The sequence below is a fragment of the Oceanibium sediminis genome, assembly GCF_003265325.1.
Classification (GTDB): Bacteria; Pseudomonadota; Alphaproteobacteria; order Rhodobacterales; family Rhodobacteraceae; genus Halovulum; species Halovulum sediminis.
The window spans coordinates 680,501-703,599 of record NZ_QGNX01000001.1 but is presented as its reverse complement, the minus strand read 5'-3'; the positions used below and the strand labels follow the sequence as shown (position 1 = coordinate 703,599).

At 68.3% G+C, this 23,099-nt stretch carries 15 protein-coding genes and 1 tRNA gene; 7 read left to right on the top strand and 9 right to left on the bottom strand.

Going from position 1 to position 23,099, the window contains the following annotated elements:
- Window positions 1-34 precede the first annotated feature (34 nt).
- The 5 genes from edd (at window position 35) to DJ029_RS03360 (ending at window position 6,092) form a co-directional block, all read left to right on the top strand.
- Window positions 35-1,840 carry a phosphogluconate dehydratase gene (edd, locus tag DJ029_RS03380; protein ID WP_112320900.1) on the top strand — a complete coding sequence of 602 codons (1,806 nt, stop codon included), beginning with the start codon at window positions 35-37 and terminating at the stop codon, window positions 1,838-1,840.
- On the top strand, window positions 1,837-2,448 hold the full coding sequence (locus DJ029_RS03375; protein ID WP_112320899.1) for a pyridoxamine 5'-phosphate oxidase family protein: 612 nt from the start codon (window positions 1,837-1,839) through the stop codon (window positions 2,446-2,448). The genes edd and DJ029_RS03375 overlap by 4 nt, the downstream gene beginning before the upstream one ends.
- Window positions 2,449-2,494: 46 nt before the next feature.
- Complete coding sequence (gene eda / locus DJ029_RS03370; RefSeq protein WP_112320898.1) at window positions 2,495-3,145, top strand: bifunctional 4-hydroxy-2-oxoglutarate aldolase/2-dehydro-3-deoxy-phosphogluconate aldolase; 651 nt, start codon at window positions 2,495-2,497, stop codon at window positions 3,143-3,145.
- Between the two features lies 1 nt (window position 3,146).
- On the top strand, window positions 3,147-4,721 hold the full coding sequence (pgi, locus tag DJ029_RS03365) for a glucose-6-phosphate isomerase (protein ID WP_112320897.1): 1,575 nt from the start codon (window positions 3,147-3,149) through the stop codon (window positions 4,719-4,721).
- 156 nt (window positions 4,722-4,877) lie between these two features.
- Window positions 4,878-6,092, top strand: coding sequence for a pyridoxal phosphate-dependent aminotransferase (locus DJ029_RS03360; RefSeq protein ID WP_112320896.1), 1,215 nt, complete (start codon window positions 4,878-4,880; stop codon window positions 6,090-6,092).
- Here the strand turns inward: DJ029_RS03360 and DJ029_RS03355 are convergent.
- The 8 genes from DJ029_RS03355 to DJ029_RS03320 form a co-directional block, all read right to left on the bottom strand.
- Window positions 6,076-8,745, bottom strand: a complete 2,670-nt coding sequence (locus DJ029_RS03355; RefSeq protein ID WP_112320895.1) for a glycosyltransferase — start codon at window positions 8,743-8,745, stop codon at window positions 6,076-6,078. The genes DJ029_RS03360 and DJ029_RS03355 overlap by 17 nt on opposite strands.
- The gene (locus DJ029_RS03350) at window positions 8,742-10,208 is read right to left on the bottom strand and encodes a DUF6212 domain-containing protein (RefSeq protein ID WP_112320894.1); all 1,467 of its coding nucleotides are present in this window, start codon (window positions 10,206-10,208) and stop codon (window positions 8,742-8,744) included. Before DJ029_RS03350 ends, DJ029_RS03355 begins: the two co-directional genes overlap by 4 nt.
- A 115-nt stretch (window positions 10,209-10,323) precedes the next feature.
- Window positions 10,324-11,667 carry an 8-oxoguanine deaminase gene (locus DJ029_RS03345; RefSeq protein ID WP_112320893.1) on the bottom strand — a complete coding sequence of 448 codons (1,344 nt, stop codon included), beginning with the start codon at window positions 11,665-11,667 and terminating at the stop codon, window positions 10,324-10,326.
- 2 nt (window positions 11,668-11,669) lie between these two features.
- Window positions 11,670-14,894, bottom strand: coding sequence for a glycosyltransferase (locus DJ029_RS03340; RefSeq protein WP_112320892.1), 3,225 nt, complete (start codon window positions 14,892-14,894; stop codon window positions 11,670-11,672).
- Between the two features lie 39 nt (window positions 14,895-14,933).
- The gene (locus DJ029_RS03335) at window positions 14,934-15,539 is read right to left on the bottom strand and encodes a hypothetical protein (RefSeq protein WP_112320891.1); all 606 of its coding nucleotides are present in this window, start codon (window positions 15,537-15,539) and stop codon (window positions 14,934-14,936) included.
- 59 nt (window positions 15,540-15,598) lie between these two features.
- Window positions 15,599-16,585 (bottom strand): tetratricopeptide repeat protein, encoded by a 987-nt coding sequence (locus DJ029_RS03330; protein WP_112320890.1) that lies wholly within the window; start codon window positions 16,583-16,585, stop codon window positions 15,599-15,601.
- Window positions 16,586-16,622: 37 nt separating this feature from the next.
- Window positions 16,623-16,699 (bottom strand) — tRNA-Arg (locus DJ029_RS03325).
- Window positions 16,700-16,751: 52 nt separating this feature from the next.
- Entirely contained in the window at window positions 16,752-17,411 is a 660-nt protein-coding gene (locus DJ029_RS03320) for a sugar transferase (RefSeq protein WP_112320889.1), read from the bottom strand.
- A 203-nt stretch (window positions 17,412-17,614) separates the two neighbouring features.
- On the opposite strand from DJ029_RS03320, the gene DJ029_RS03315 reads away from it, so the two are divergent.
- Window positions 17,615-19,495, top strand: coding sequence for an exopolysaccharide transport family protein (locus tag DJ029_RS03315; protein WP_112320888.1), 1,881 nt, complete (start codon window positions 17,615-17,617; stop codon window positions 19,493-19,495).
- The gene (locus tag DJ029_RS22505) at window positions 19,488-20,765 is read left to right on the top strand and encodes a hypothetical protein (protein ID WP_157966247.1); all 1,278 of its coding nucleotides are present in this window, start codon (window positions 19,488-19,490) and stop codon (window positions 20,763-20,765) included. The genes DJ029_RS03315 and DJ029_RS22505 overlap by 8 nt, the downstream gene beginning before the upstream one ends.
- Window positions 20,766-21,881: 1,116 nt before the next feature.
- Here DJ029_RS22505 and DJ029_RS03305 read toward each other — a convergent pair.
- Window positions 21,882-22,991 carry a glycosyltransferase gene (locus DJ029_RS03305; protein WP_157966246.1) on the bottom strand — a complete coding sequence of 370 codons (1,110 nt, stop codon included), beginning with the start codon at window positions 22,989-22,991 and terminating at the stop codon, window positions 21,882-21,884.
- Window positions 22,992-23,099: the final 108 nt, after the last annotated feature.

Sequence of the window (23,099 nt, the reverse complement as noted above, 5' to 3'; positions counted from 1 at the left end):
GCCCCCGCGCGCCACAGGAATGACGAGGACCACAATGACGCTGAACGATACCGTCGCCCGTGTGACTTCCCGCATCGAAGCCCGCTCCAAGGATCTGCGCCGTACCTACCTTGACCGGATGGCGCGCGCCCGGGACGAAGGACCGCGCCGCGCCCATCTGTCCTGCGGCAACCAGGCCCACGCCTATGCCGCCATGGGCGAGGACAAGGACCGGCTGGCCCAGACCAGTGCCGGCAACATCGGGATCATCACTGCTTACAACGACATGCTCTCGGCCCATCAGCCGTTCGAGACGTATCCCGCGCTGATCCGCGACGCCGCGCGCAGCGTCGGCGGCACCGCGCAGGTGGCGGGCGGCGTTCCGGCGATGTGCGATGGGGTCACGCAAGGTCAGGACGGGATGGAACTCAGCCTGTTCTCGCGCGATGTGATCGCCATGGCTGCAGGGGTGGCGCTCAGCCACAACACCTTCGATGCGGCGGTTTACCTTGGCGTCTGTGACAAGATCGTGCCGGGGCTGGTCATCGCCGCGGCAACCTTCGGGCATATTCCGTCCGTCTTCCTGCCCGCTGGGCCGATGACCTCGGGCCTGCCGAACGACCAGAAGGCCAAGGTCCGCCAGCAGTTCGCCAGCGGCGAAGTTGGCCGCGACGCCCTGATGAAGGCCGAGATGGACAGCTATCACGGCCCCGGCACCTGCACCTTCTATGGCACCGCGAATACCAACCAGATGCTGATGGAGTTCATGGGCCTGCACCTGCCCGGCGCCAGTTTCGTGAACCCCGGCACGCCGCTGCGCGACGCCCTGACGGCTGAGGGAGCGAAACGCGCGCTGGCGATCAGCGCGCTCGGGAACGAATACACTCCCGTTTCCGACATCCTGGACGAACGTGCCTGGGTCAACGGCATCGTCGGGCTGATGGCCACCGGCGGCTCCACCAACCTGCTGATCCACCTGATCGCCATGGCCCGCGCCGCCGGCGTCGTGCTGGATTGGGAGGATTTCGCAGACCTGTCCGACGCCACGCCGCTGATGGCGCGCGTCTATCCCAACGGGCTGGCGGACGTGAACCACTTCCACGCCGCCGGTGGCCTTGGCTACATGATCGGCGAGTTGCTGGAAGCTGGCTTGCTGCACCCCGACACGCAAACCGTGGTCGGCCAGGGCCTGGCCCGCTACGCGCAGGAACCGAAGCTGGACAACGGCGCGCTAAAATGGGTGGACGGCGCGAAGGAATCCCTGAACGTAAAGATCCTGCGCCCGGTGTCCGACCCGTTCCAGGCCACCGGCGGGACCAAGCGGCTGTCGGGCAACCTCGGGACCGGGGTGATGAAAGTCTCCGCCGTCGCACCCGAACGCCACGTGATCGAGGCCCCCGCCCGCGTTTTCGAGGGGCAGGAGGCCGTCAAGGCCGCCTTCCGCGCCGGGTCGATCACCGAGGATACGGTCGTCGTCGTGCGCTACCAGGGCCCGAAGGCGAACGGGATGCCCGAGTTGCATTCGCTGACGCCAATCCTCGCGGTGTTGCAGGACAAGGGCCTGAAAGTGGCGCTGGTGACCGACGGGCGCATGTCCGGCGCGTCGGGCAAGGTGCCCTCGGCCATCCATGTCAGCCCCGAGGCGCTGGACGGTGGCCCCCTGGCGCAACTGCGCGACGGCGATGTCGTGCGCGTCGATGCGGTCAAGGGCACCCTGTCGGTGCTGGATGAAACCGTGCTGGAGCGCCCGATCACCCCGCCCGACCTGTCCGCCAACCGCGAAGGCTGCGGGAGGGAGATGTTCCAGGCCTTCCGCGATGCCGTCTGCCCCGCCGAACAGGGCGCCTGCGCGCTGCTATGACCGGCTGGGTCGAGGATATCTCCACGCTCGAGGCGCTGTACGGCCCCCCCGGTGAGGCCGCGCTGATCAAGGTCGCCCCACGCCTGACGGCGGAATACGCCGAATGGATCGCCGCTTCGCCCTTCTGCGCGCTGGCTACGGTGGGGCCGAACGGCACCGATTGCTCGCCCCGCGGCGATGACGGGCCGGTGGCGCAGGTGCTGGACGAACACCACCTGGCGATCCCTGACCGGCACGGCAACAACCGCATCGACAGCCTGCGCAACATCGTCGAGGACGGGCGCATCTCGCTGATGTTCCTGGTCCCCGGTTCAGCCACGGTGATCCGCATCAACGGCACCGCGCGGATCAGCGCCGCGCCTGACATGCTGGAGCGTTTCGCCATCCACGGCAAACCGCCGCGCAGCGTGATCGTGGCCCGCGTGGACGAGGTCTATTTCCAATGCGCCCGCGCGGTCATGCGCGGCAAGCTCTGGTCCGGCGGGATCGCCGACGCCGCCGCCCTGCCCACCCCCGGCCAGATCCTTCAGGCCCTGGCCGACGCGGGTTTCGACGGCGCGGCCTATGACCGAAACTGGCCCCTGCGCGCAAAAGACACCTTGTGGTAAAACCAACGGGCCCGCCCGTAGCGGCGCGCCAAGGAAGGATACGACGATGATCACCGCCAAAGACGCCAGCAAACGCAACCGGGAAATCGCCGCGCTCGCCCCGATCATTCCCGTTCTGGTCGTGAAGGACGTCGCCCACGCCCGCCCGCTGGCCGAGGCGCTGGTCGCTGGCGGCCTGCCCGCGCTGGAGGTGACGCTGCGCACGCCCTGCGCGCTGGACGCGATCCGCGCCATGGCCGAGGTGCCCGGCGGCGTCGTCGGCGCAGGCACGCTGGTCACCCCGCGCGACGTGGAAAACGCCGTTGCGGCGGGGGCCACCTTCGGCGTGTCGCCGGGCGTGACGGACGAACTGGTCGCGGCGTGCGAGGAACAGGGCCTGCCCCTGCTCGCCGGGGCGGCCACCGCCACGGAAGCGATGCAGATGCTGGCGCGCGGCTATGATTTCCTGAAGTTCTTCCCCGCCGAAGCCTCGGGCGGGGCGCCGGCGCTCAAGGCCATCGGCGCGCCACTGCCCCAGATCGGCTTCTGCCCCACGGGCGGTGTCAGCCCCGAGAACGCGACCGACTACCTGTCCCTGTCCAACGTGCTCTGCGCTGGCGGGTCCTGGGTCGCCCCTTCGGGCCTGGTGACGGCGGGCAAGTGGGACCAGATCGAAGCGCTGGCAAGGGACGCGGCCAGCCTGAAACGAGGAGGGTGACATGAGTCTGACAGAAAAGATGGGCGCCCTGCGCGCGCATCGCGCCGCCACGCAGGCCCGCCGGATCGAGGCGCTGTTCGCGGCGGATCCGGCGCGCTTCCAAACTTTCTCGGCCAGCCTCGAGGACATGGTGCTCGACTACTCCAAGACCTCCATCGACGCGCAGGCGCTGGAAATGCTGCTGGAGCTGGCGGAAAGCCGGGGCGTCGCTGCACGACGGGATGCGATGCTGTCGGGCGAAAAGATCAACGTGACCGAGGATCGCGCCGTGCTGCACACCGCGCTGCGCAACCGCTCGGACACGCCGGTGATGGTCGACGGGCAGGACGTTATGCCCGGCATCCGTGAAACGCTGAGCCGGATGGAGGCCTTCGCCACGGCCGTGCGCGACGGATCGATCGCCGCGCCCTCGGGCAAGCGCTTCACCGACGTGGTGAACATCGGCATCGGCGGCTCGGACCTCGGGCCCGTGATGGCTGTGCTGGCGCTCGCCCCCTATCACGACGGGCCGCGCACGCATTTCGTCTCCAACGTGGACGGGGCGCATATCCATGACGTGCTGAAGGGGCTGGACCCGGCGACGACGCTGGTGATCGTCGCCTCGAAAACCTTCACCACGATCGAAACGATGACCAACGCCGAAACCGCCCGCACCTGGGTGGAAGCCGCCGTGGGCGCCGATACGGCGGGCGGGCATTTCGCCGCCCTGTCCTCGGCGGTGGACAAGACCGCCGCCTTCGGAATCGATCCGTCGCAGGTCTTCGGGTTCGAGGATTGGGTCGGCGGGCGCTATTCCGTCTGGGGCCCCATCGGGCTGAGCGTGATGCTGGCCATTGGGCCGCAGGATTTCGGCCGTTTCCTTGACGGTGGCCACAAGATGGACCGCCATTTCGCCGAAGCGCCACTGGCGGAAAACCTGCCCGTGCTGCTGGGGCTGGTGGGGATCTGGCACAACAACATCTGCGGCTACCCCACCCGCGCGGTGCTGCCCTACGACCAACGGCTGCTGCGACTGCCCGCCTACCTTCAGCAGCTGGACATGGAAAGCAACGGCAAGCGCGTCAGCCTGGACGGGACCGCGCTCACTGAAGCCTCCGGCCCCGTGGTCTGGGGCGAGCCGGGGACCAACGGGCAGCACGCCTTCTACCAGCTGATCCACCAGGGCACCGCGGTGATCCCCTGCGAGTTCCTCTGCGCCGCCGAGGGGCATGAACCTGAGCTGGCGCATCAGCACGATCTGCTGGTGTCCAACTGCCTCGCCCAGGCCGAGGCGCTGATGCTTGGCCGCCCCGAGGCGGACACGCCGCACCGGGTGTTTCCGGGCAACCGCCCCTCGACAATGCTGATGTATCGCAAGCTGACGCCCGAGACCTTCGGGATGATCGTCGCCTTGTATGAGCACCGGGTGTTCGTGGAGGGCGCGATCTGGGGCATCAACAGCTTCGATCAGTGGGGCGTGGAACTGGGCAAGGAACTGGCGAAGGAAATGCTGCCGCTGGTCGAGGGGGGCGATCCTTCGGCCAAGGACGGCTCCACCGCCGGGTTGCTGGCAACGCTGCACGCCCTGCGCGCCTAGCCTGTAGGGTGGGCTTTTCCAAGCCCACCTTCCGCGCGGCGGCAGGTGTTGACGCGCCGCGTTCCGGGCCGCGCAACACCTTCCGTCACAGCCTCTTCCCTCGCCCCGCGCTTCAAGCTATCCCGAGGCAACGATCCGCGCGAAAAGGCCTCCCCGATGACCCTTCCCCTTGCCGACCGCATGTCCCGCATCAAGGCCTCGCCCACGGCGCAGGCCATGGCCCGTGCCGCGGCGGCGAAGGCGGCGGGGCGGCCCGTCATCTCGCTGACCACGGGGGAGCCGGACTTCGACACGCCCGTCCACATCCAGGACGCCGCCATCGCCGCGATCCGGGGCGGGCAGACGCGCTACACCGCGATCGATGGCACGGCTGAGCTGAAACAGGCGATCATCACCAAGTTCGCGCGGGAAAACGGGCTCACCTTCACACCGGATCAGGTCATCGCCGCAACCGGGGCGAAACAGGTGATCTTCAACGCGATCCTGGCCACCATCGGCGCGGGGGACGAGGTGATCGTGCCCTACCCGTCCTGGGTCAGCTATCCCGATATGGTCGCACTCGCGGGCGGCACCCCGGTCCTGATCGAAACCGAGGCGGCGACCGGGTTCAAACCCGATCCCGCCGCCATCGCCGCCGCGATCACCCCGCAAACCCGCGCGATCATGCTGAATTCGCCCTGCAACCCGACCGGCGCGGTGCTGTCGGCGCAGGACTACAAGGCCATTGGCGCGGTGCTTGAGGGGCGGCCCGATATCCTGGTGATCTGCGACGACATCTACGAGCATATCCGCTACACCGACGGGCCCTTTGCAACCCTTGCCGCCGTCTGCCCCGAGCTGGCGGGACAGGTGCTGACGGTCAACGGGGTGTCCAAGTCCTATGCCATGACCGGTTGGCGCTTGGGCTACGGTGCCGGGCCCGCGCCGCTGATCCGCGCGATGCGCGTGTTGCAGTCGCAATCAACCACGAACCCCTCGTCAATCTCGCAGGCGGCGGCGGTGGCCGCGCTTGAGGGGGGCCTGCAAAGCGTCGGCGAGCAGCGCGACGCCTTCGCAGCGCGGCGCGACCGGCTGCTGGCCCGGCTGGCGGACATGGCCCCGCTGACCGTCCACCCGCCCGAGGGGGCGTTCTACCTGTTCATCGGCATTGCCGACCTGCTCGGCGCGCGCCTGCCCGACGGCACCGTGCTGAAAGACGAAACCGCCGTGGTCGATGCCCTGCTGGAGCGTCACGACCTGGCCGTCGTCGGGGGTGCGGGTTTCGGGCTGTCGCCCTACATGCGCCTGTCATTCGCCGCGTCGGACGCGGAACTGGACGAGGCGATGGACCGGCTCGCGGCGTTCCTCGCCAGCCTCAGCCTGCCGCTTTAAAGGCCTCCCGGCGGATCATCGGGGTGATCGCGCGCAGCAACAGCGCCGCGTTCTGATCCCACTTGCCGGCCGGTCCGGCGGCGTTGGACGATATCCGCGCCCTCAGCCGGGGCTCTTGCGCCAGCCGCGCCAGAAGGGCGGCCATCTGCCCCTCGACATCGGTGTTTTCCAGCAGGAAACCGGTCTCTCCGTCGACAATCCCCTCGGACACCGCGCCGACGTCGGTTGCGACGGGGATCACGCCCACGCGCTGCGCTTCCATGATGGTCAGCGGCAGCCCCTCGTCCCGGCTGGGCATCAGAAGCACGTCTAGGCGGGCGAAAGCCTCCTTCAGTTCCTCGATGCCGAAGGCGGCGGGATAGCGCGTGATCCAGTCCGGCACATGCAGGCCATCCGCGCCCAGCACGGCGCTGCCGGTGATCGAGAATTCGATGGGCAGTTCCCGGCACTTCGCGGCGACGGAAAGGAAGCGGTCCGCCCCCTTCTGCGCGTCGAGCCGCCCGAGGAAGCCGACGCGCAACGGGTCGCCGGGCTTGCGCCCGCGCCGCGCGGCCAGTGCGTCGGCGATTTCGTCGTTGCTCATGGGAAAGCCGGTGCCATTGGGCAGAGCCAGAAGCTTCTCTCGCGGGACGCCCTGTCCATGCAGCCAGTCCGCCAGCCGACGTGAGCAGGTCAGGATCATGTCCAGCGCCCCTTCGTAAGCCACCGCCAGGTAGGGGGTGCCATAGACGCGGCCGTAGTCGTCCGTCTCGAACAGGTGCTCCCAGCTGAGCGTCAGGATGCCCTTGGCCCGCAGCGCCGTCAGCCCGTAGTAAGTGGCGGCTGAGCCGGTGATGATCACGGCATCCATCCCGGTCAGCGCGGCGATCATGTTGTTCAGGAACTGCTCTTCCGGCTCGGACGCCATGTTGGTGCCCATGTACTGCGGCCCGTCCCAAGAGCGCAGGACAGGGTCGCAGATATGGTGGATCGACTCGAAGGGTTCCGTCAGCCAGCCGGTGCCGGTCATCGCCGCGTCGCCGTAGACGAACAGGTGGCAATGCACCCCCTGCCGCTTCAGCGCGGCGGCCAGCGCGACGACGCATTTTTCCACGCCCCCGAACTGGAAAATCGGCGCGACGAAGCCGATGTGCATCGCCCCGTCCCGCCGCGCGATGGGCAGCGGCAGCCCGCCCAGCGTCTGGTTTGACAGGATCCATTCGTGATTGCCCGGGCCAGACACCGCCGGCGCCGCGCGCCAGGGGGACAGGTCCATGCTCACCTGGATCTCACGCGCGTCGAGGATGCGCGTCTTCAGCGCGCGCAAGGCGTCCAGCGGTGCCTGACCGCTGCGCGCGTCGTCCCCCTCCGTCGCGACGATGATCTCGTTGATACGCCCGGTGGCGAGGTGGCGATCCAGGCGGCCCCGCGCGGTCTTCACGTCGGGAAGGGGCTCTGTCACCTTGTCCATCACCTCGGAGCGGATCAGCAGGATGTCCGCCTCCTCCTCCACGGCGCGGCGCAGCTCGGCCATGCGATCCTCGTAGACGTCCCAGGCGCGCGCGACTTCCCGCTTGGACGGCTTGCGCTGGCCCTTCTTGCGCGCCGGAGGCTCTGGATAGGCGCTGGCGGTGATCCCGCGCTGGCCCCTGGGATCGGTGACAATGCGCGCAAAGGCGAAATCCGAGTCCTGCGCGTTGGTGTGCAGATGCCAGAAGACCGAGGCGCTGAGCCTGCACTGCGCAAGATGCTCCAAAACGCCGGGGCGCACGAAGACATAGGCCAGCGGGCGCTGCACCTGCGCGGGGCGCAGCGCGGCGGCGGTCATCTGCGTGACGACCTGCTCTTCGCTGACCGGGGTCGGCGCATCCGGGTCGTAGGCATGGGCATAGCGCGGCGCTTCGCCGGTTTCGCAGATCACGAACCACGGGCGATCCTGCCCCGCCAACCGCGAGATCGTGTCCCCGTCGTAAAGCCAGCCGTGGCGGCGGCGGATCTCGGCCCGCAGGGCGTCATCCTTCCCGTGTGAGCCGGAGAGCATGCTCTCAGGGCGCTTGCGATAGCGGAAGAAGGACTGGCGCACCGGCATCCCGCGGAATCCCGCGTTCGCCGCCGACAGCCAGAATTCCCAATCCTCGTAGCCGGAGCGCATGGTTTCATCAAAGCGGATGCCGGCGTCCAGCACGCGGCGGCGGATCAGGCTGCCCGCCTCGCAGATATTGGACTCCGCCAACTGCGCGAGAGAGAATTCGCTGCCGTTATGCGCCGCGCTGTTCAGCCCGAACATGTCGAAGTTGGGGTAGAACCAGTCCGCCTCGGGGTGATCGCGCAGAAGCTGCCCGAACAGCGCCAGCGCGTGATCGTCGAGGCGGTTGTCCGCGTCCAGCAGGTAGATGGCGTCCAGGTCGGGGTAAAGCTCAAGCGCCAGCTGGATGCCGCTATTGCGCGCACCGGACAGGCCCCGGTTCGCCTGGTGGATGCGGTGAAACCGCTCCGGCTCCAGCAGGGACCATCCGTCTAGCACGGCGCGCGTTTCGGCGTTCGGGCAACCGTCATCCACGGCGATCACGACCTGCTCCGGCCCGCCGCTCAGCGACAGCGCGCAGGAGATCGCCTCATTCGCCAGCGTGGAGTGGCGAAAGATCGGGATCATGATGGCGATCCGGGGGGTCATTCGGCCGTGTCCGCCTGCGGTTTCGCGCGGCCCGTCATGCGGAAGCCGTGAAACAGCGCCTCGGCATTGGTGTTGAAGGGCATGTTGGGCATCGCCGTGGCCAGGAACAGGTCAACGTGCCCCTCCATGGGTTCCTCGGCCTCGTACCAGGCGTGGCCCCATTCGCCGGGCAGCAGGTGCACCCAGTCGCCGACCCGCGCCAGCGCCTTGCGGGCAGAGCGGATGAGCCCCGCGGGCGCGGCGCCGATGGCGAAGGCGACGGGCATCGTGTCATGCCGGGCAAGCTGGATGATGGCACTGATCTGGCGCAACCCCTCGACCGGGACGCCGGGCAGCATCGCCACCACCGGCCGCGCGATGGAGGGCTGGACGAGGACATTGTCCTCGTTCCGGCGCAGTTCCACCTTCGGCGCGTCCGGGTAGTCGCGGAAACGCGGCGGCATGTTGCGCCGGAAATAGGGCAGCAACTGAGGATCTTCGAGCTGGGCGGGGCGCAACAGGTAGGTCGTGCCGTCGGCGGGCACCGGGCGGCGCGTGTCATGCAACGGCGGCGCGGGCATCCGGGGCAGCGTGCGATAGACCGTGATCGCGAGCGGACGACCCAGCGCCACGCCGTCCTGCACGGCCGAGACATCGGGAAACGGCGTGACGGGCGCAAGCTGCAACGGCAGGGTCTTGCCCGCCTCTTCGGGTGTGAAGGTGAGGGACAGGACCGCGTCCTCGGGCTGGCCCGAACCGGCGCGCGGCAGGGTCAGGCGAAAGGGGCCATTGTCCCCCTGGCACACGGTTGCACTGGTGGTCGCCCCCTCGAACGGGGCGCCGCCCGGGCGCAGCAGGGTCAGCGTCAGCGTACCGGCGGGCGCATCCTCGGCGATCTGGACATCCACCGCGCCGAAACCCCGGAAGGGCGCGGGTAACGGTTGGAGCAGCGCGCCGCCGGCTTCGCCCAGCGCGACAGTATCCGCCGTCGCGGGCCAATGCCGCACGACCGAGTATTTCGGCGCGAGCTGGTCCCAGATCCAGGTCTCAAGCTCGGCGTGATCGTCCTGCACCTGCATGTGGGTGCGCCGCAACTCCGCCGCCGCGCGGCGTTCCATGGCGGCGTCACGACGGGTCTTTTCCAGGCGATCCACCATGAGTCCCCAGGCCGCCGCCGCGATATCGGCGTGATCGGGCGCCTCGCCCAGCGCGCGCAGCGGCAGATCCTGCGCGTTCAGGAGCGCCAGGTAACCGGCATCCGCCTCAAGCGCGGCCATGCCCTCGTCCGACAGGCAGGCGCCAAGCAGGCTGAGGTCGGGCAAGGCCAGCGACTGGCCGCTGGCATCGCTTTCCAGCCGAACCAGCCGGCTGCGCAAACCGCTGAGGCCCAGGACCTCCAGCCCCTCGAGGCGCAGCTTGCCGGCGATCGCGTCATCCACGATCAGCACCATGGCCGGCCGGGCGACGGTTTTGAGGTCTTTCATGAAAGCTCCCGGAAAGATCGTGGGTCAGGCTGCATTCGATGCGGCGGCGCGTATGTATCCCTTTAACAAAGTCCCGCCAAATGCAACAGCCAGACCCGCCGGTCCCGGTGCAAGGTCAGGCCATCAGCCGGGCGGTGGCCCGCGTCGCCGCAGTCACGATCCCCTGCCCCGACAGGGTGACCAGCTCACCGTCGCGCACGACCCAGTTCCCGTCCACCAGAAGGTGGCGCACCTGTTGCATTCCGCACAACACGAGGGCCGCGACAGGGTCCCACGCCCCGGCGGAGGAAAGCCCCCGCATGTCCCAGATCGCCAGGTCGGCGCGGAAGCCGGGGCGGATCTGGCCACACTCGGCCCCACGGCCCAGGACCTCGGCTCCGCCGCGGGTGGCCAGCCGCAGCGCTGTACGCGCGGCGTAGCTGTCAGCACCCAGCGTCACGCGCTGCAACAGCATGGCCTGGCGCGCCTCGGCCAGCAGGTTGCCGCCGTCGTTCGAAGCGGAGCCGTCCACCCCGAGGCCCACGGGCACGCCGGCGCGCTGCATCGCCACCACCGGCGCGATGCCCGACCCGAGGCGGCAGTTCGAGCAGGGGCAATGCGCCACGCCTGTGCGGCTTTGCGCGAACAGGTCGATCTCTGCCGTGTCGAGCTTGACGCAATGGGCGTGCCAGACGTCCTCTCCGGTCCAGCCGAGGTCTTCTGCGTAGGTGCCGGGGCGGCAGCCGAACTGCGCCTCGCTATAGGCGACATCCTCGTCATTCTCGGCCAGGTGGGTGTGCAGCCTGACGCCCTTGTCCCGGGCGAGGATGGCGGCATCGCGCATCAGCTCGCGGCTGACGGAAAACGGCGAGCAGGGGGCGATACCCACCTGTACCATCGCGCCGGGGCCGGTTTCATGGAAGCGGTCCACCACGCGGATGCAGTCATCCAGGATCGCGGCCTCATCCTCCACCAGCGCGTCGGGAGGCAGGCCGCCGTCGCTTTCCCCGATGCTCATCGCGCCGCGCGTGGCGTGAAAGCGCAGCCCCACCTCGCGCGCGGCGTGGATGCTGTCGTCAAGCGTCGCGCCGTTGGGGAACAGGTACAGATGGTCCGAGGACATGCTGGCCCCGGACAGGGCCAGTTCACCCAGCGCGAGCCGCGTCGATACGGCGATATCATCGGGGCCCATGCGGGACCAGATCGGGTAAAGCACCCTCAGCCAGCCGAACAGCAGCGCATCCTGCCCGCCGGGCACCGCGCGGGTCAGGCTCTGGAACATGTGGTGATGGGTGTTCACCAGCCCCGGCGTGACGACGCAGCCCGTCGCGTCGATCACCTCGGCGTCGCCGGGAACCTCGGGCGGGTTCAGCGCGACGATGACGCCGTCATCGATCAGGATATCGGCGTTCGCGGCCTCGGTCCCGGCGTCGTCCATCGTCACGACGACATCTGCGTTACGGATCAGGCGCGGCGCCATGCTCAGGGCGCCGGGTAGTTGGCGACGATCAGGAAATCGCCCATCGCGGTGCCGGGCTGGCCGATCTGGCGGTCGGATTTCACCTGGATGAATCCCCCGCCCCCCGGGGCGTCGGCATCGCGGACCCATTCCGGCTGCGCGCAGTTGATTTCAAGGAACGCGCCGTCCTGCAGGGTCAGCACCACGGAAGATGCGACGGTGAACGTCATCCCGGGGCCGAGGTCGCGGTTGAAATCCTCCGGTGGGGTGATCCGCAGCACGCCATCACCCATCGGCAACACCCGCGCGCCCTTACCGAAGGTGAAGACCCGCGTCTCGGCGCGGATACGCTCGTTCTCGCGCATGTAGGGTTGCAGCATCGCGCCCGCGCCATGGGGCAGTACGGTGACGTCGGCCAGGTCGAGGGTGATCGCCTCTTCTAGGGGCAGCTTGATGAACAGCGTGACGAAGGACAGCTTGCCCGACCCCGCCACTGCGTAGGGGGTCAGGTCGAAGCGCAGCCGCACGTCCTGCCAGATTTCGCTGAGCCAGGCGGATTTTTCCGGCCAGACATCCTCGAAATTCTCCGAGCCGTGCTCGTAGGTCACGCGCAGGAACACCGACATGGCGCCGGGACGCGTGGCGCGGACAAGGAACCTGAGGTCGATCTCATTCTGCACCAGCGTGCCGAACTCCATCATCCGCTGGCACAGGAAGGCGTAGCCCTGCGGATCGGGCCGGGCGAGTTCGATGCGCATGAAGCGGCCCGTCGGCATCTCGCCCAGGCCGTAAAGCTCGGTATCGGTCTGCTGGCTGACGATCATCGTGCCGCGTCGCTTGGAGGATGAGATGAACCAGTCGTTCGCGACCAGCTGGTAGGGGGCCACCCCCTCATGGCGGGTGCCGTAAATCCAGAAGTCGAAGCCGCCGTTGACGATGGCGTTCTGGTGCATTCCCTGGTTGAGCGCGCGGCGCTCGTGGCGGACCAGCATCGAGCGCATCTGGTGGACCACCGACTCGTCGGGCGGCAGGTTGTTGCGCTCCATGAAGGCGATCGCCTCGCGGATGCGCCCGTTGGCGGCCAGAAGCTGCACGACGGCCTTGCAGGCCTCGCGCCCGTTTGGCTTGTTCTTCTCCTCCAACAGACGATCCTCGAAATCGGCGTGGCGGCGGCCGCGGATCGACTGGTCGACCCAGTAGGAATACTCGTTCGCGATCGCGGTGTGGAAACCGACGCGCATGATGCCGCGCATCTGGGCAAGGTCCATCGCGTGGTGGGTTTCGAACAACGCCCGCACGCCCCGGGTCTGGTTGATGATGTACTTGCCGGAGTTCAGCTCTTTCATCATGCTTTCGTCGTCGGCGCGGTAGTCGAAGATCAGCTCGGGCACCAGTTGCATCTGGGCCCCGGCGAGGAATGCCTTGGTAAAGAACTCGTAATCCTCGCAGCCGAGGCCGTATTCCTCGGTGAAGCCGCCCACCTCGTCGAAGATCCGCCGCGAGACGAGCGCGTTGGCGTCGCCAAAGGTGTTCTGGAACAGGGCCAGCGACAGCGACGGGCCGACGGGAATGTACAGGTCGTAAGGCACCCGGTCCTGGCCGACCGTGCGGAACAGGCGGGAAATCGTGTTCAGCACGTCCGCGCCGGTGTTCTGGGCGACGGTCACGAAGGTCTCCACCTCTTCGGGGTGGGCGAAATTGTCGTCGTCCATGAACAGCAGGTATTCGCCCGACGACCAGGACACGCCGAAATTGCGCGCCGCGCCAAGGTACCTGTTGTGCTGCGTCACCAGGCTGATGCGCGGGTCGTCCGCGTGGTTCACCATTCTGCGCACCTTGCTGAGGTTGGCCTCGGTGCTGCCGTCATCGACGACGATGATCTCCAGGTTTTCGTATGTCTGGTTGCGCAGGCTGTTCAGCGCGTCGCGGAAGGTGTCGGGACGGTTGTGGTGCACGAGGATGGCCGAGACCAGCGGCGCCTTGCCGTCGCGCAGGGGGCGCGGCGGCCGGTTCAGGCTGTCGCCGCGCATGTCGTCGATGGTGACCGTGGCGCCCCATGGGTCCACCACCCGGTCCTTCGCGGCCAGGTCTGCGAGCAGGGCGTCCCAGTCCTTCGTGGCGGACAGGTGCACCGGGTTGATCCCGGCGATGGTGATCCCCTCGTTCAGCACCTTGTGAATCCGGTTGCCCAGCGTGTTCGCGCGGGGGGAGAACAGAACCTCCTCGGCCTGCGCGCGATCGGGCAGCGTGCTGAGCGCGCCACGATCCGAGATCAGCGCCGGGATGCCGAACTTCAGGCATTCGTAGGCGGTCAGCCCGAAGCTTTCATCCATCGACGGAATGACCGTCAGCGGCTTGTTGTCCACCAGGTAGGTGATCGCGACTTCGTGGTCGTAGTTGTTGAGAAACTGGATCTCGATATCCCAGGACTCGGCGTATTCCAGCACCGTACTGGCGGAGTTCCGGTCGCCATTGGTGCAGAAGCCTCCTAGGAAGGTGATCTTGCGGGGCAGCTTCAGGTTGTTCTTGTGCAGGTACTTGATCGCGTCGAGGAAGGTGAAGAACCCCTTGCGGATCTCGAGCCGGCCGAAGTAGCAGATCTCGCTGATATTCTCGTGGCGCTGGCCGGGAACCAGCCCGCTGTGCAGGTCCACGCGATGCGGCAGCAGGTTCGACAGGGGGCGGCTGTCGTCGGGCATCCGCCAGCCCTGCTCGACACACCAGTCGATGATATGCTGGCTGGGGGCGACGGTGAAATCCGACAGCTCCGTCTGCTTGCGCTCCATCTCGTAAAGGCTGATGTCCGCCGCCCGCTCTGTCACCAGGTTGAGCGTCCGCGCCCATTCGGACGGGCCGTGGATCACGGTGCCGATCAGCGTATTGGCAAAGCCTAGGCCAAGACGCCGGCTCAGCGCCGTGTAGTAGCCGAGGCCCAGGTAGTCGTGGAAATAGATGACGTCGTAGTCCTGCCCATGCTCTTCCAGGTACTCCTTGATCGCGAAGGAGCGTTTAGCGATCGTGTTGTGCTGGTAGAAGGCGTCGAACTCCGGATAGACGAACCTGATCCCGCGCGCGGCGAAGGAGTCCTCCCAGGTCTTGACCCCGCGCGGTTTCAGGCCGCGATTGACGTAAAGGATGGTGACGTCATGCTGCTTGGCATGATGCTCGGCCTGTCCGGCCAGCGCCGTCGCGATGCCCCCGCCATTGAACGGGCCCAGGACTTCGAGCGCCACGAAACAGATACGCATCAGATCAGACCTTCTTGCCCGCGCCCGCGCGCGCCGCCGTTATACCGCACGTGATTGTACTGCGTTGTAGATTTCGACGTCCCGCGGGAAGAACCGTTCGATCCGCTCACGCTGGGCGGGGCTGATCTCCAGCTTCACCCGGGGCGAGACATTCAGCGGGCGAAAGGCGAATTGCCGATTGAAGCGGCGTCCGAGGAAGCTGTGCAGCGCGGGCATCTCGTCGTAGCGGAAAAGGTGATCCACGCCGACGTCACCTGCCTCGTTCACGACGAAACGGGCCTGGTCACCGATGTGCTGGGTCACCTCGGCCTGGGTGTCTGCCTCGAATCCGTCCAGGAACTCGTCGAAGCTGAGCCCTCTGGTCGAATGCTCGGGCCGTTCCGCCGGGCGTTGGCGGTAGGAATACCAGCTGCGCACCCAGTCCACCGGCTCGCGGATCACGGCGAGGGTTTCGATCTCAGGCGCGGTGACATGGTTGAGCAGCGGCACGACAAGGGCCTGGTACTCGCGCAGGGTCAGGTGCTTGGAATGAGCGTTTCCCTGGAAGATGATGTGGGACGCGGGGCGGAGTTCCGCCTCGATCGCGGTCGAGCCGGTCTTGGGCGCGGCAAGATAGGCCAGGCCGGCCTTGAATGAGATGATCACCGATTACTCCCCGGAAAGGTTAGTCTTGCACGGGGTTAAACCCTTGCGGCCACACATGTTCAACCCAAATCCTCCGCGTTCCGGATTTCCGCCAGGTGAACGTAGAAACTTTCCATCCTGGTGGACCCGCGATCCTCGGCGCGTTTTGCCCAGATCTCAGCCTCGTCATGCTTGCCGGCCAGGACCAGCCACCAGGCGAGGTAACTCGTCGGGCCATGCTCCAGCGGTTTCTCGGCCTCTGCCTTCAGGAAGACGTCGGCGGCTTCGGCGTAGGCTTCCTTCTGCGACAGCAAATGCCCCAGCAGATGCCACGCGGGATAGGCCAGCGGCGCCATCTTCGCGCTGCGCCTTAGCGTGGCGATCGCCTTGTCGATGCCGCCCTCGGCCCGGTAAAGCTGCGCCATGCGCAGGAACAGCTTGGGATCGGGGCGGATACGGCTGACGGCTTCCAGCAGCGCCAGCGCGCCCTCGGCCCGGCCGAGGCGTTGCTTCACGGAGGCGGCAAGACCCAGCAGGTAGCCCGCCTCGGGATGGCGCTTCACCGCGTCGGGCAGATCCTGGAGGTCCGCATCGATCAGGGCCTCGGCGCGCTCGAGTTCATGCGTGCGTTGCAGGCTCTCATAGACCGAGGCGCTCAGCCCGACGTCCAGCCGCTCACGGGCCGGGCGCGCCTCGTAACGGCGCACGGCGGCTTCCTGCACAAGGGACTGGCGGCAGAATTCCAGGTACAGCGACAAGGTCATCAGCACCGAATTGTCGACGATCCCCGCCTCGGGAGGCGCATCCAGCGCCCCCTGGATGGATGCGAGGTCATGCACAGCCATGGCGCCTGAATACCGCTCGAGCGCGGGCAGCTTCGCGGCAGCGGCGGCGGCGGCCGCGACCTGTTCCTCGGCCAGGGGATGCAGCCCGCAGGGCACGATGGCTCCATCCGCCCCGACCTCGGCGATCGCCAGGAATTCCGCGCGCCGCCCTGAGTCGGGCTGGCGGCGTTCGAATATCAATACGGTGCCGCCGCGGCGCACCGGAATCAGAAGCTGCTCCAAACCGGCCTCCTCTTCCCGCCGGAACAACGCCGGCGGGTGGTGACCCCGACAGGATTCGAACCTGTAACCTGTCCCTTAGGAGGGGACTGCTCTATCCAGTTGAGCCACGGGGCCGCTATGCTTGGATAGCTTGCCACCGCGCGGTTGAAAACCCTTGGTTTTCGCCCTAATGCCCGCCGGAAAGAACCGCCGGGACGGTGCGCAGCAGGATCCACCCGTCCCGCCACAGGCTGAGGTCGCGCGCATATTCCACGTCACAGGCGATCCGCTGGTCCATCGCCAGCCGGTTGCGCCCCCGGATCTGCCACAGCCCGGTGATCCCCGGCGTCACCGCCAGGTAGGCCCGCGCGTTGCTGCCATACGCCCGCAATTCCTGCGCGGTGATCGGGCGCGGCCCCACGAGGGACATGTCGCCACGCAGCACGTTGTAGAGCTGCGGCAACTCATCGAGGCTGGTCTTGCGAAGGAAGCGCCCGAAGCGGGTCACGCGCGGATCGTGGCGCAGTTTGCGATGCCGCAGCCATTCCCGCGCCGCCGCCGGGTTCCGCGCCAGGTGGCGTGCCAATGAACGCTCGGCATCCGCAACCATGGTTTGCAGCTTCCAGCATCGGAAGACGACGCCACCGCGCCCGACCCGTGCATGGGAATAGAACGCCGCCTGCCCCTGCGCGCGCAACACCAGCGCAAGAACGACGACCAGGGGCGCGACAAGAGGGGCCGCGGCCAGGACCGCGACAATATCAAGAAACCGCTTGAAGAACCCCTCATACGCCCGCGCCCCGGCCCGGTAGGACACTGGCAGGACAATCGACTGATCGGAGTACATGAAACACCTGCGACTGAGTTAAGACAGTCGCCAAGTTTTCCGGAACCCCTAAACAAACCGTAAATTTATACATGTTAATCATGATTTTATAACTTAACGGATTCTTAAGATGTCGGTGAAATCCTGAGCGCCGATGTTTATGAGGGTTCCATGCGCCACCGATTGACGTTCCAGACCGACGCGGCCGTCCTTTCGGTCTGAGCGTGACGCGTCTGTCCCCGATACATCTGCCACAGACGGCCACGCCGGATCCGCCCCCGACGCTGGCCGCCGTGCTGGCAGGCTGGCCGCGAATCCTGCTTTGCATCGTGTTGCTGGTCGGGCTGGCGGGGATATCCCTCGGCAGTCTTGCGGTGCCGACCTGGCGCGCCTCTTCGACGCTGATGCTGAACCCGCAGGAACAGACCTTGATCGATCTTGGCCGGGTGCTGCCCGCCCTCGGACGGGACGCGCAGATCCTCAACACCCAGACCGAGGTACTGAAGTCCCGGCTGCTGCTGGGGCGCGTGGTGGACGACCTCGGCCTTGTGGAGGTGGCCGAGTTCAACCCCGCGCGCCGCCCCGAGGGGTCGCTGTCGCCCGCCGTGCTGAAACGGCGCATCGCCGGCTGGCTGGGGTACGATGCGGCGCCGCCGGCACCCCTGCTCCCCGCCGCCGAGCGGGACGAGACCATTCGCACCCTGCTGCGCAAGCTGGACATCGCGGTCGAGCCGGACAGCCTGGTGATCGCGGTATCGCTGACCTCACGCTCGGCCGAGCAGAGCGCGGCAATCGTCAACCACCTGCTTGAAACCTATGTCGCGGACCAGCGCGCCGCGAAGCTGGCGGCGACGGAATCGGCAACCTCCTGGCTGACGGAACGGGTCGTGCAGTTGAAGGCCACCCTGGAACAGGCGGAAGCCGCGGCCCGCGCCGCGCGCGCCGAAACCGGGGTCCGCACCAGCGACCAACTGTCCGAGATGGAGCGCCGCCTCGCCGCGTTGTCCGAGCGCCGGGCAGACCCGGGCCGCACGGACGGTGAACAGGCCCGCCTGAAGGCCGAGGCGGACGAGCTGGCCCGCCAGATCCACGACGCCAGCGCCCGGCTGGTGAAGACCGCCCAGCTGGAACGGGAGGCACGCGCCAGCGCCCTGCTCTATGAGAATTTCCTCGCCCGGCTGAAGGAAACCGCGATCCAGACCGACGCGCATACGGCGGATGCGGTGATCCTGTCGCCCGCCGTCGCGCCACGCCAACCCCACAGCCCGCGCGTGCCGCTGGTCCTGGCGCTGGCGGTCATCCTTGGCGGCGGGCTCGGTACGATCTGGGTTCTGATCCGCGAGGAATGGCGCCTGCGCTTCCGCACCCCCGAGGAGTTGGAGCGCGCCAGCGGCATGCGCACGCTGGCGGTGGTGCCCGAGCCCGCGACCCGCCACTGCGATCCGCTGGAAGATATCGACCGCAGGCCCGGCGGCGCGCTGGCCGAATCCCTGCGCGACCTGCGCAGCTCGCTGCTTCTGAGCAACCTCGACAAGCCGCCGCGGGTGATCGCCGTCACCTCCTCCCTTCCGGAGGAGGGGAAGACGACGCTGGCGATCCTGCTGGCCCAGTCGCTGGCGGCCTGGGACAAGTCCGTCCTGCTGATCGAGGCGGACATCCGTGGCGCGACCATCGCCGACCGGCTGGGGCTGGGCGAGCAGCGCGGCATCCTGTCGGTGCTGGCCCGCCTGTGCGAGGTGGACGAAGTGATCCACAAGCCCCCGACGGCGGGCTTCGACGTGATCCCGGGCGAGCGGACCGCCGCCAACGGGGCGGACATCTTTTCCACCGGGCGTTTCGCCACCTTCCTCGAGCAGATGCGCGGGCGCTACGACTATATCGTGATCGACACGCCGCCGGTGCTGGCGGCGGCGGACGCGCGGGTGATCGCCCCGGTGGTGGACGCGGTGATCTATGCCGTGCGCTGGAACCGCACGACCCGGGCGCAGATGCGCCGGGGCATCGATCAGTTCCGCAACTTCGGCCTGCCCCTGACGGGGCTGGTGCTGAGCCGCGCCAACCTGCGGCGGGTGACCTATGGCGGCGCCGGGGGGCGCGGTGACTAGGGTCCTCGGGCGCGCCGCGGTGCTGACGCTGGCGCAGGGGATCGCGGCGCTCGGCAGCGCTGTCGGGCTGATCCTGTTCTCGACCCTGATGACGCCCGAGGCGTTCGGTCGGGGGATGCTGCTCGTCTCGCTCGGGATGGCCGGGTCGCTGCTCGCGACGCTGAACCTGGAGGCGGTTGCCGTGCGGGTACTGCCGGGGCCGGCGGGGCGGGCCTATCGCCGGGTGCTGGCCCGTGTCTTCGCGATCTGCGGCACGCTCGGGGCCGGGCTGGCGTTCGGCTGGGCCGTCCTTGGGGGATGGTCCGTGGCGCAGGGCGCGGTCCTGGCGGCGCTGATCCCCGCGGTCGCCCTCGTCCGGGTGCTGGCGCGCGCGGGCACCAGTCTTGGCGCGCCCTTGCGCGGCGCGGTGCCCCGGTTGCTGGCCCGCCCGCTAGCCTTTGGCGGCGGGGCGCTGGTGCTTTGGGGCGCGGGGGCGCAGGGGCAGGACTGGATGCTGCCGGTGCTGCTTCTGGGCGCGATGCTCGGCGCGGGTCTTTTGCAGGCGGCGCTGCTTCGGCGGCGGTTGCAGACCGTCGCCAGCGGCGGCCGGGCCGAGCCCCGGGCCTGGCTGATCGCCGGGCTGGCGCTGGCGCCGGGACTGCTGTTCCTCGAGTACCACAGGCACCTCGTGCTGATCGCCGCCGCGCCGGGGCTCGCTCCGGATGCGGTGGGGCACCTGTCGCTGGCCTTGTCGCTTGCCGCGCTTCCGGCTTTGCCGGTGATCGCGGTGGAAATGGCGCTGACCGCACCGCTGGCGCGCGCGATCCGGCAGGGCGATGCGGCAGCGCTGCGCGCACGGCTGACCGAAAGCGCTGGCCTGCGGCTGGCGGGGCTGGCGCTTGGGGTCCTGGCGCTTTGGATCGGCCAGCCGTGGCTTGACTTGGTGCTGCCGGACCCCGGCCCGGTTATGCCGCTCACTTGGTGGCTGCTGCTGCCCGCCGCCGCGCGGGGGCTGCTCGGCAATCCCTTGCTCGTCATGACGCTGCACGGGCGTACCCCCGGGCTGGCCCCGCTGCTCGGGCTGGGGCTGGCGGGAAACCTGGCCGCGATATGGGCCGCAGCCGCGATGGGCGGCGCGCTTGCCGCCAGCGTCATGGCGGGGGTGGGCTACTGCGTGCTCTGGGCGATCCTGTGGCGCAGGTGCTGCGCGGGATGCGGGATCGATACCTCGCTGACGGTGCTGCGAAGCCTGGAACGGCCCCGCTTCGCGCGGCCTTTGCGGAAGGCGTGAGCATCGCGGCCACCTCGGCCGGGTCTTGCGTGAAATCGCCCCCCGCCCGGGCGAGAAGGTTGCGCGCCAACCCCTCCCGGGCGGCGCGCAGGTGCGGCAACGCCTCCAGCAGGGCGTCGGCGGTCGGCGCTGGCAGGGCGACGCCGCAGGCCCAGGAGCGGATACGCTCCGCCGTCGCGGTGCCCTCTATCGCCAGCATGGGACAGGCGAAGTACCCCGCCTCGTACAGGCGGTTCGGCAACAGCCAGTCGGAGTTCCCGCCGCTTTGCCAAAGATCCTGCGCCCAGACGTAGTCCAACCCGGCATAGGCGGATTGCAACCCGTAAGGGTAGGTATAGGTGCCGTCGTGGATCAGCCCAGGACAGGCCGCGATGCGGCTGTGGAAATCGGGCAGCTGGTGGTGGTGAACGACCCCGCGCAGCCGGATGCGCAGCACCTCCGGCCCGGCCCGGCGCGCTGCCGCTTCGAGCACGTCGAAGGTTCGGGGGCAACGCAAGGTACCGACCCAACCAAGGGTCAGCGGCCCGGACGCGGCGCGCCGGGGCGATCGCGGCCGGGGCGGCGGGGACGCGCCCCAGACGATGCGGTTCTCCAGGACCTGCGTCCTTCCCGCATAGCCCTGGATCGGCCCGAAGTAGGCGCTAAGGAACCTCGGCGCGCTCACCACCAGGCAATCGGCGCGTGCCAGCACCCGCCGTTCCGCCCAGCGCGCCAGGGCGCCGCCGAGCGTGCGGGCCGTCATCAGCCCGTGAATATCGAGGCATTGATAGACCAGCCGCGCGCTACCGCCGGAAAGCGACCGGGCCAGCAGCCCCAGCAACGCGAGGTCGAGGTTGCGCGCCACGATCACCTCGGGGCGGCCGAGCCGGCGACGGGCGCGTATCAGCCGCCACGCCCCACGTAGAAGCGCGCTGAGCCTCGCCGCGCCCAGCCCGTTCGGACACGCCCCGAGGTCGATATCCGGGCACAGCGGCCCGCCGCCCCCGGTCATGTTGGACCGATGGAAGGACGCGCTCGATACCTCTGCCCCCGTTGCCTGCATCGCGCGGATCGCGCGGCGCTGGCTCACCTCCTGCCGGTCGAACGCCAGCACCAGGACCCGGGGCGGCGTCATCCTCAGCGCAGCCGCACCGGCGCCCAGACCGTGGCAGACCTGCCCCGCGCGGCGCGCATCACGCCCGCCGTGGTGGCCAGGAACGTCGTGGCGATGCGCCACAGGCCGGGGAACGGCGGCACCCCGACAAGCGCGGCCGCCATGGCGACGCCGGAAAGCAGGCCCGCCTCTGCCAGAAGCCCGGCACGTGCCGCCAACGCCAGGCCGGACAGGACCGCCAGCACCAGCCAGACCCCCGAGAACCAGCGCATCAGCTTGTGCGAGACGTATTTGAACAGGTCCAGCCCGCCGCGCTCCCGAACCCGCGCCCAGACCTGCCGGTGCCCGTGCCACGCGCCACAGCCGATCCGCATGGCGCGGCGGGCGGCGAAAGCGTCGGGCACGGCGGTTTCGCGCACCACGATCCTCGGGTCCGAGATCACGCGATAGCCCTGCAACAGCGCCTCCATCGAGGGGCGGAAATCGTCCGCCGCCTCCACCCCAAAGGCCGGATAGAGGTGCCGGCGTATCCCCCAAAGCGCCCCGTCGCAGCCGATGGTCGAGCCGGTGGCCGTTTCAAGGCGCTTGATCCTCTCCTCCAGCCACCAGTAAAGCCGCCCGACGCCCGAGCGCGCACCGCTCGCGGCGGGCAGCAGGCGCGCACCCACCGCGCCGACGCTTTCGTCGGCGAAGGCATCGCGAAAGTGCAGCACCTTGTCCGCGCGAAAGCGGATGTTGGCGTCCATCATCAGAAGAACGTCCGCCTCCACCCCCTCGATCAGGCGGCGGAGGGCCACGGTCTTGCCCAGCGAGCGGCTGGCGTGGCGCACGGTCAGGATACCGCTGGCCCGGTCGAGCAGCCTGCCGGTTTCATCGCTGCTCGCGTCATTCCAGGCGAGGATTTGCAATTCAGGCCACTGGCGTTTGAGCGCGGCAAGGGATTGCAGGGTTTCGGGCAGGTCCGCGGCCTCGTTCCGGGCCGAGAACAGCAGCGCGAAGCGGCGCGGCGGCGGGCCGGGGCGCGGCGCGGGTGCGCGCGGCAGCAGCGCCAGGATCACCGGGTAGATCACGAAGGGATAGACCAGCAGCGCCGCCGCGCCGCCGAAGATGCCCCATAGAATCAAGCTCTCCACATGTCCGCTCCTGCAAATAAGCCGCTGCGCGCGTCACAACCTTCGGCTGACTTTTGCGCCGGTAATCTCGCGTTAACGTTGACGTGGAAGGCTTAAGAAAGCGTTTCC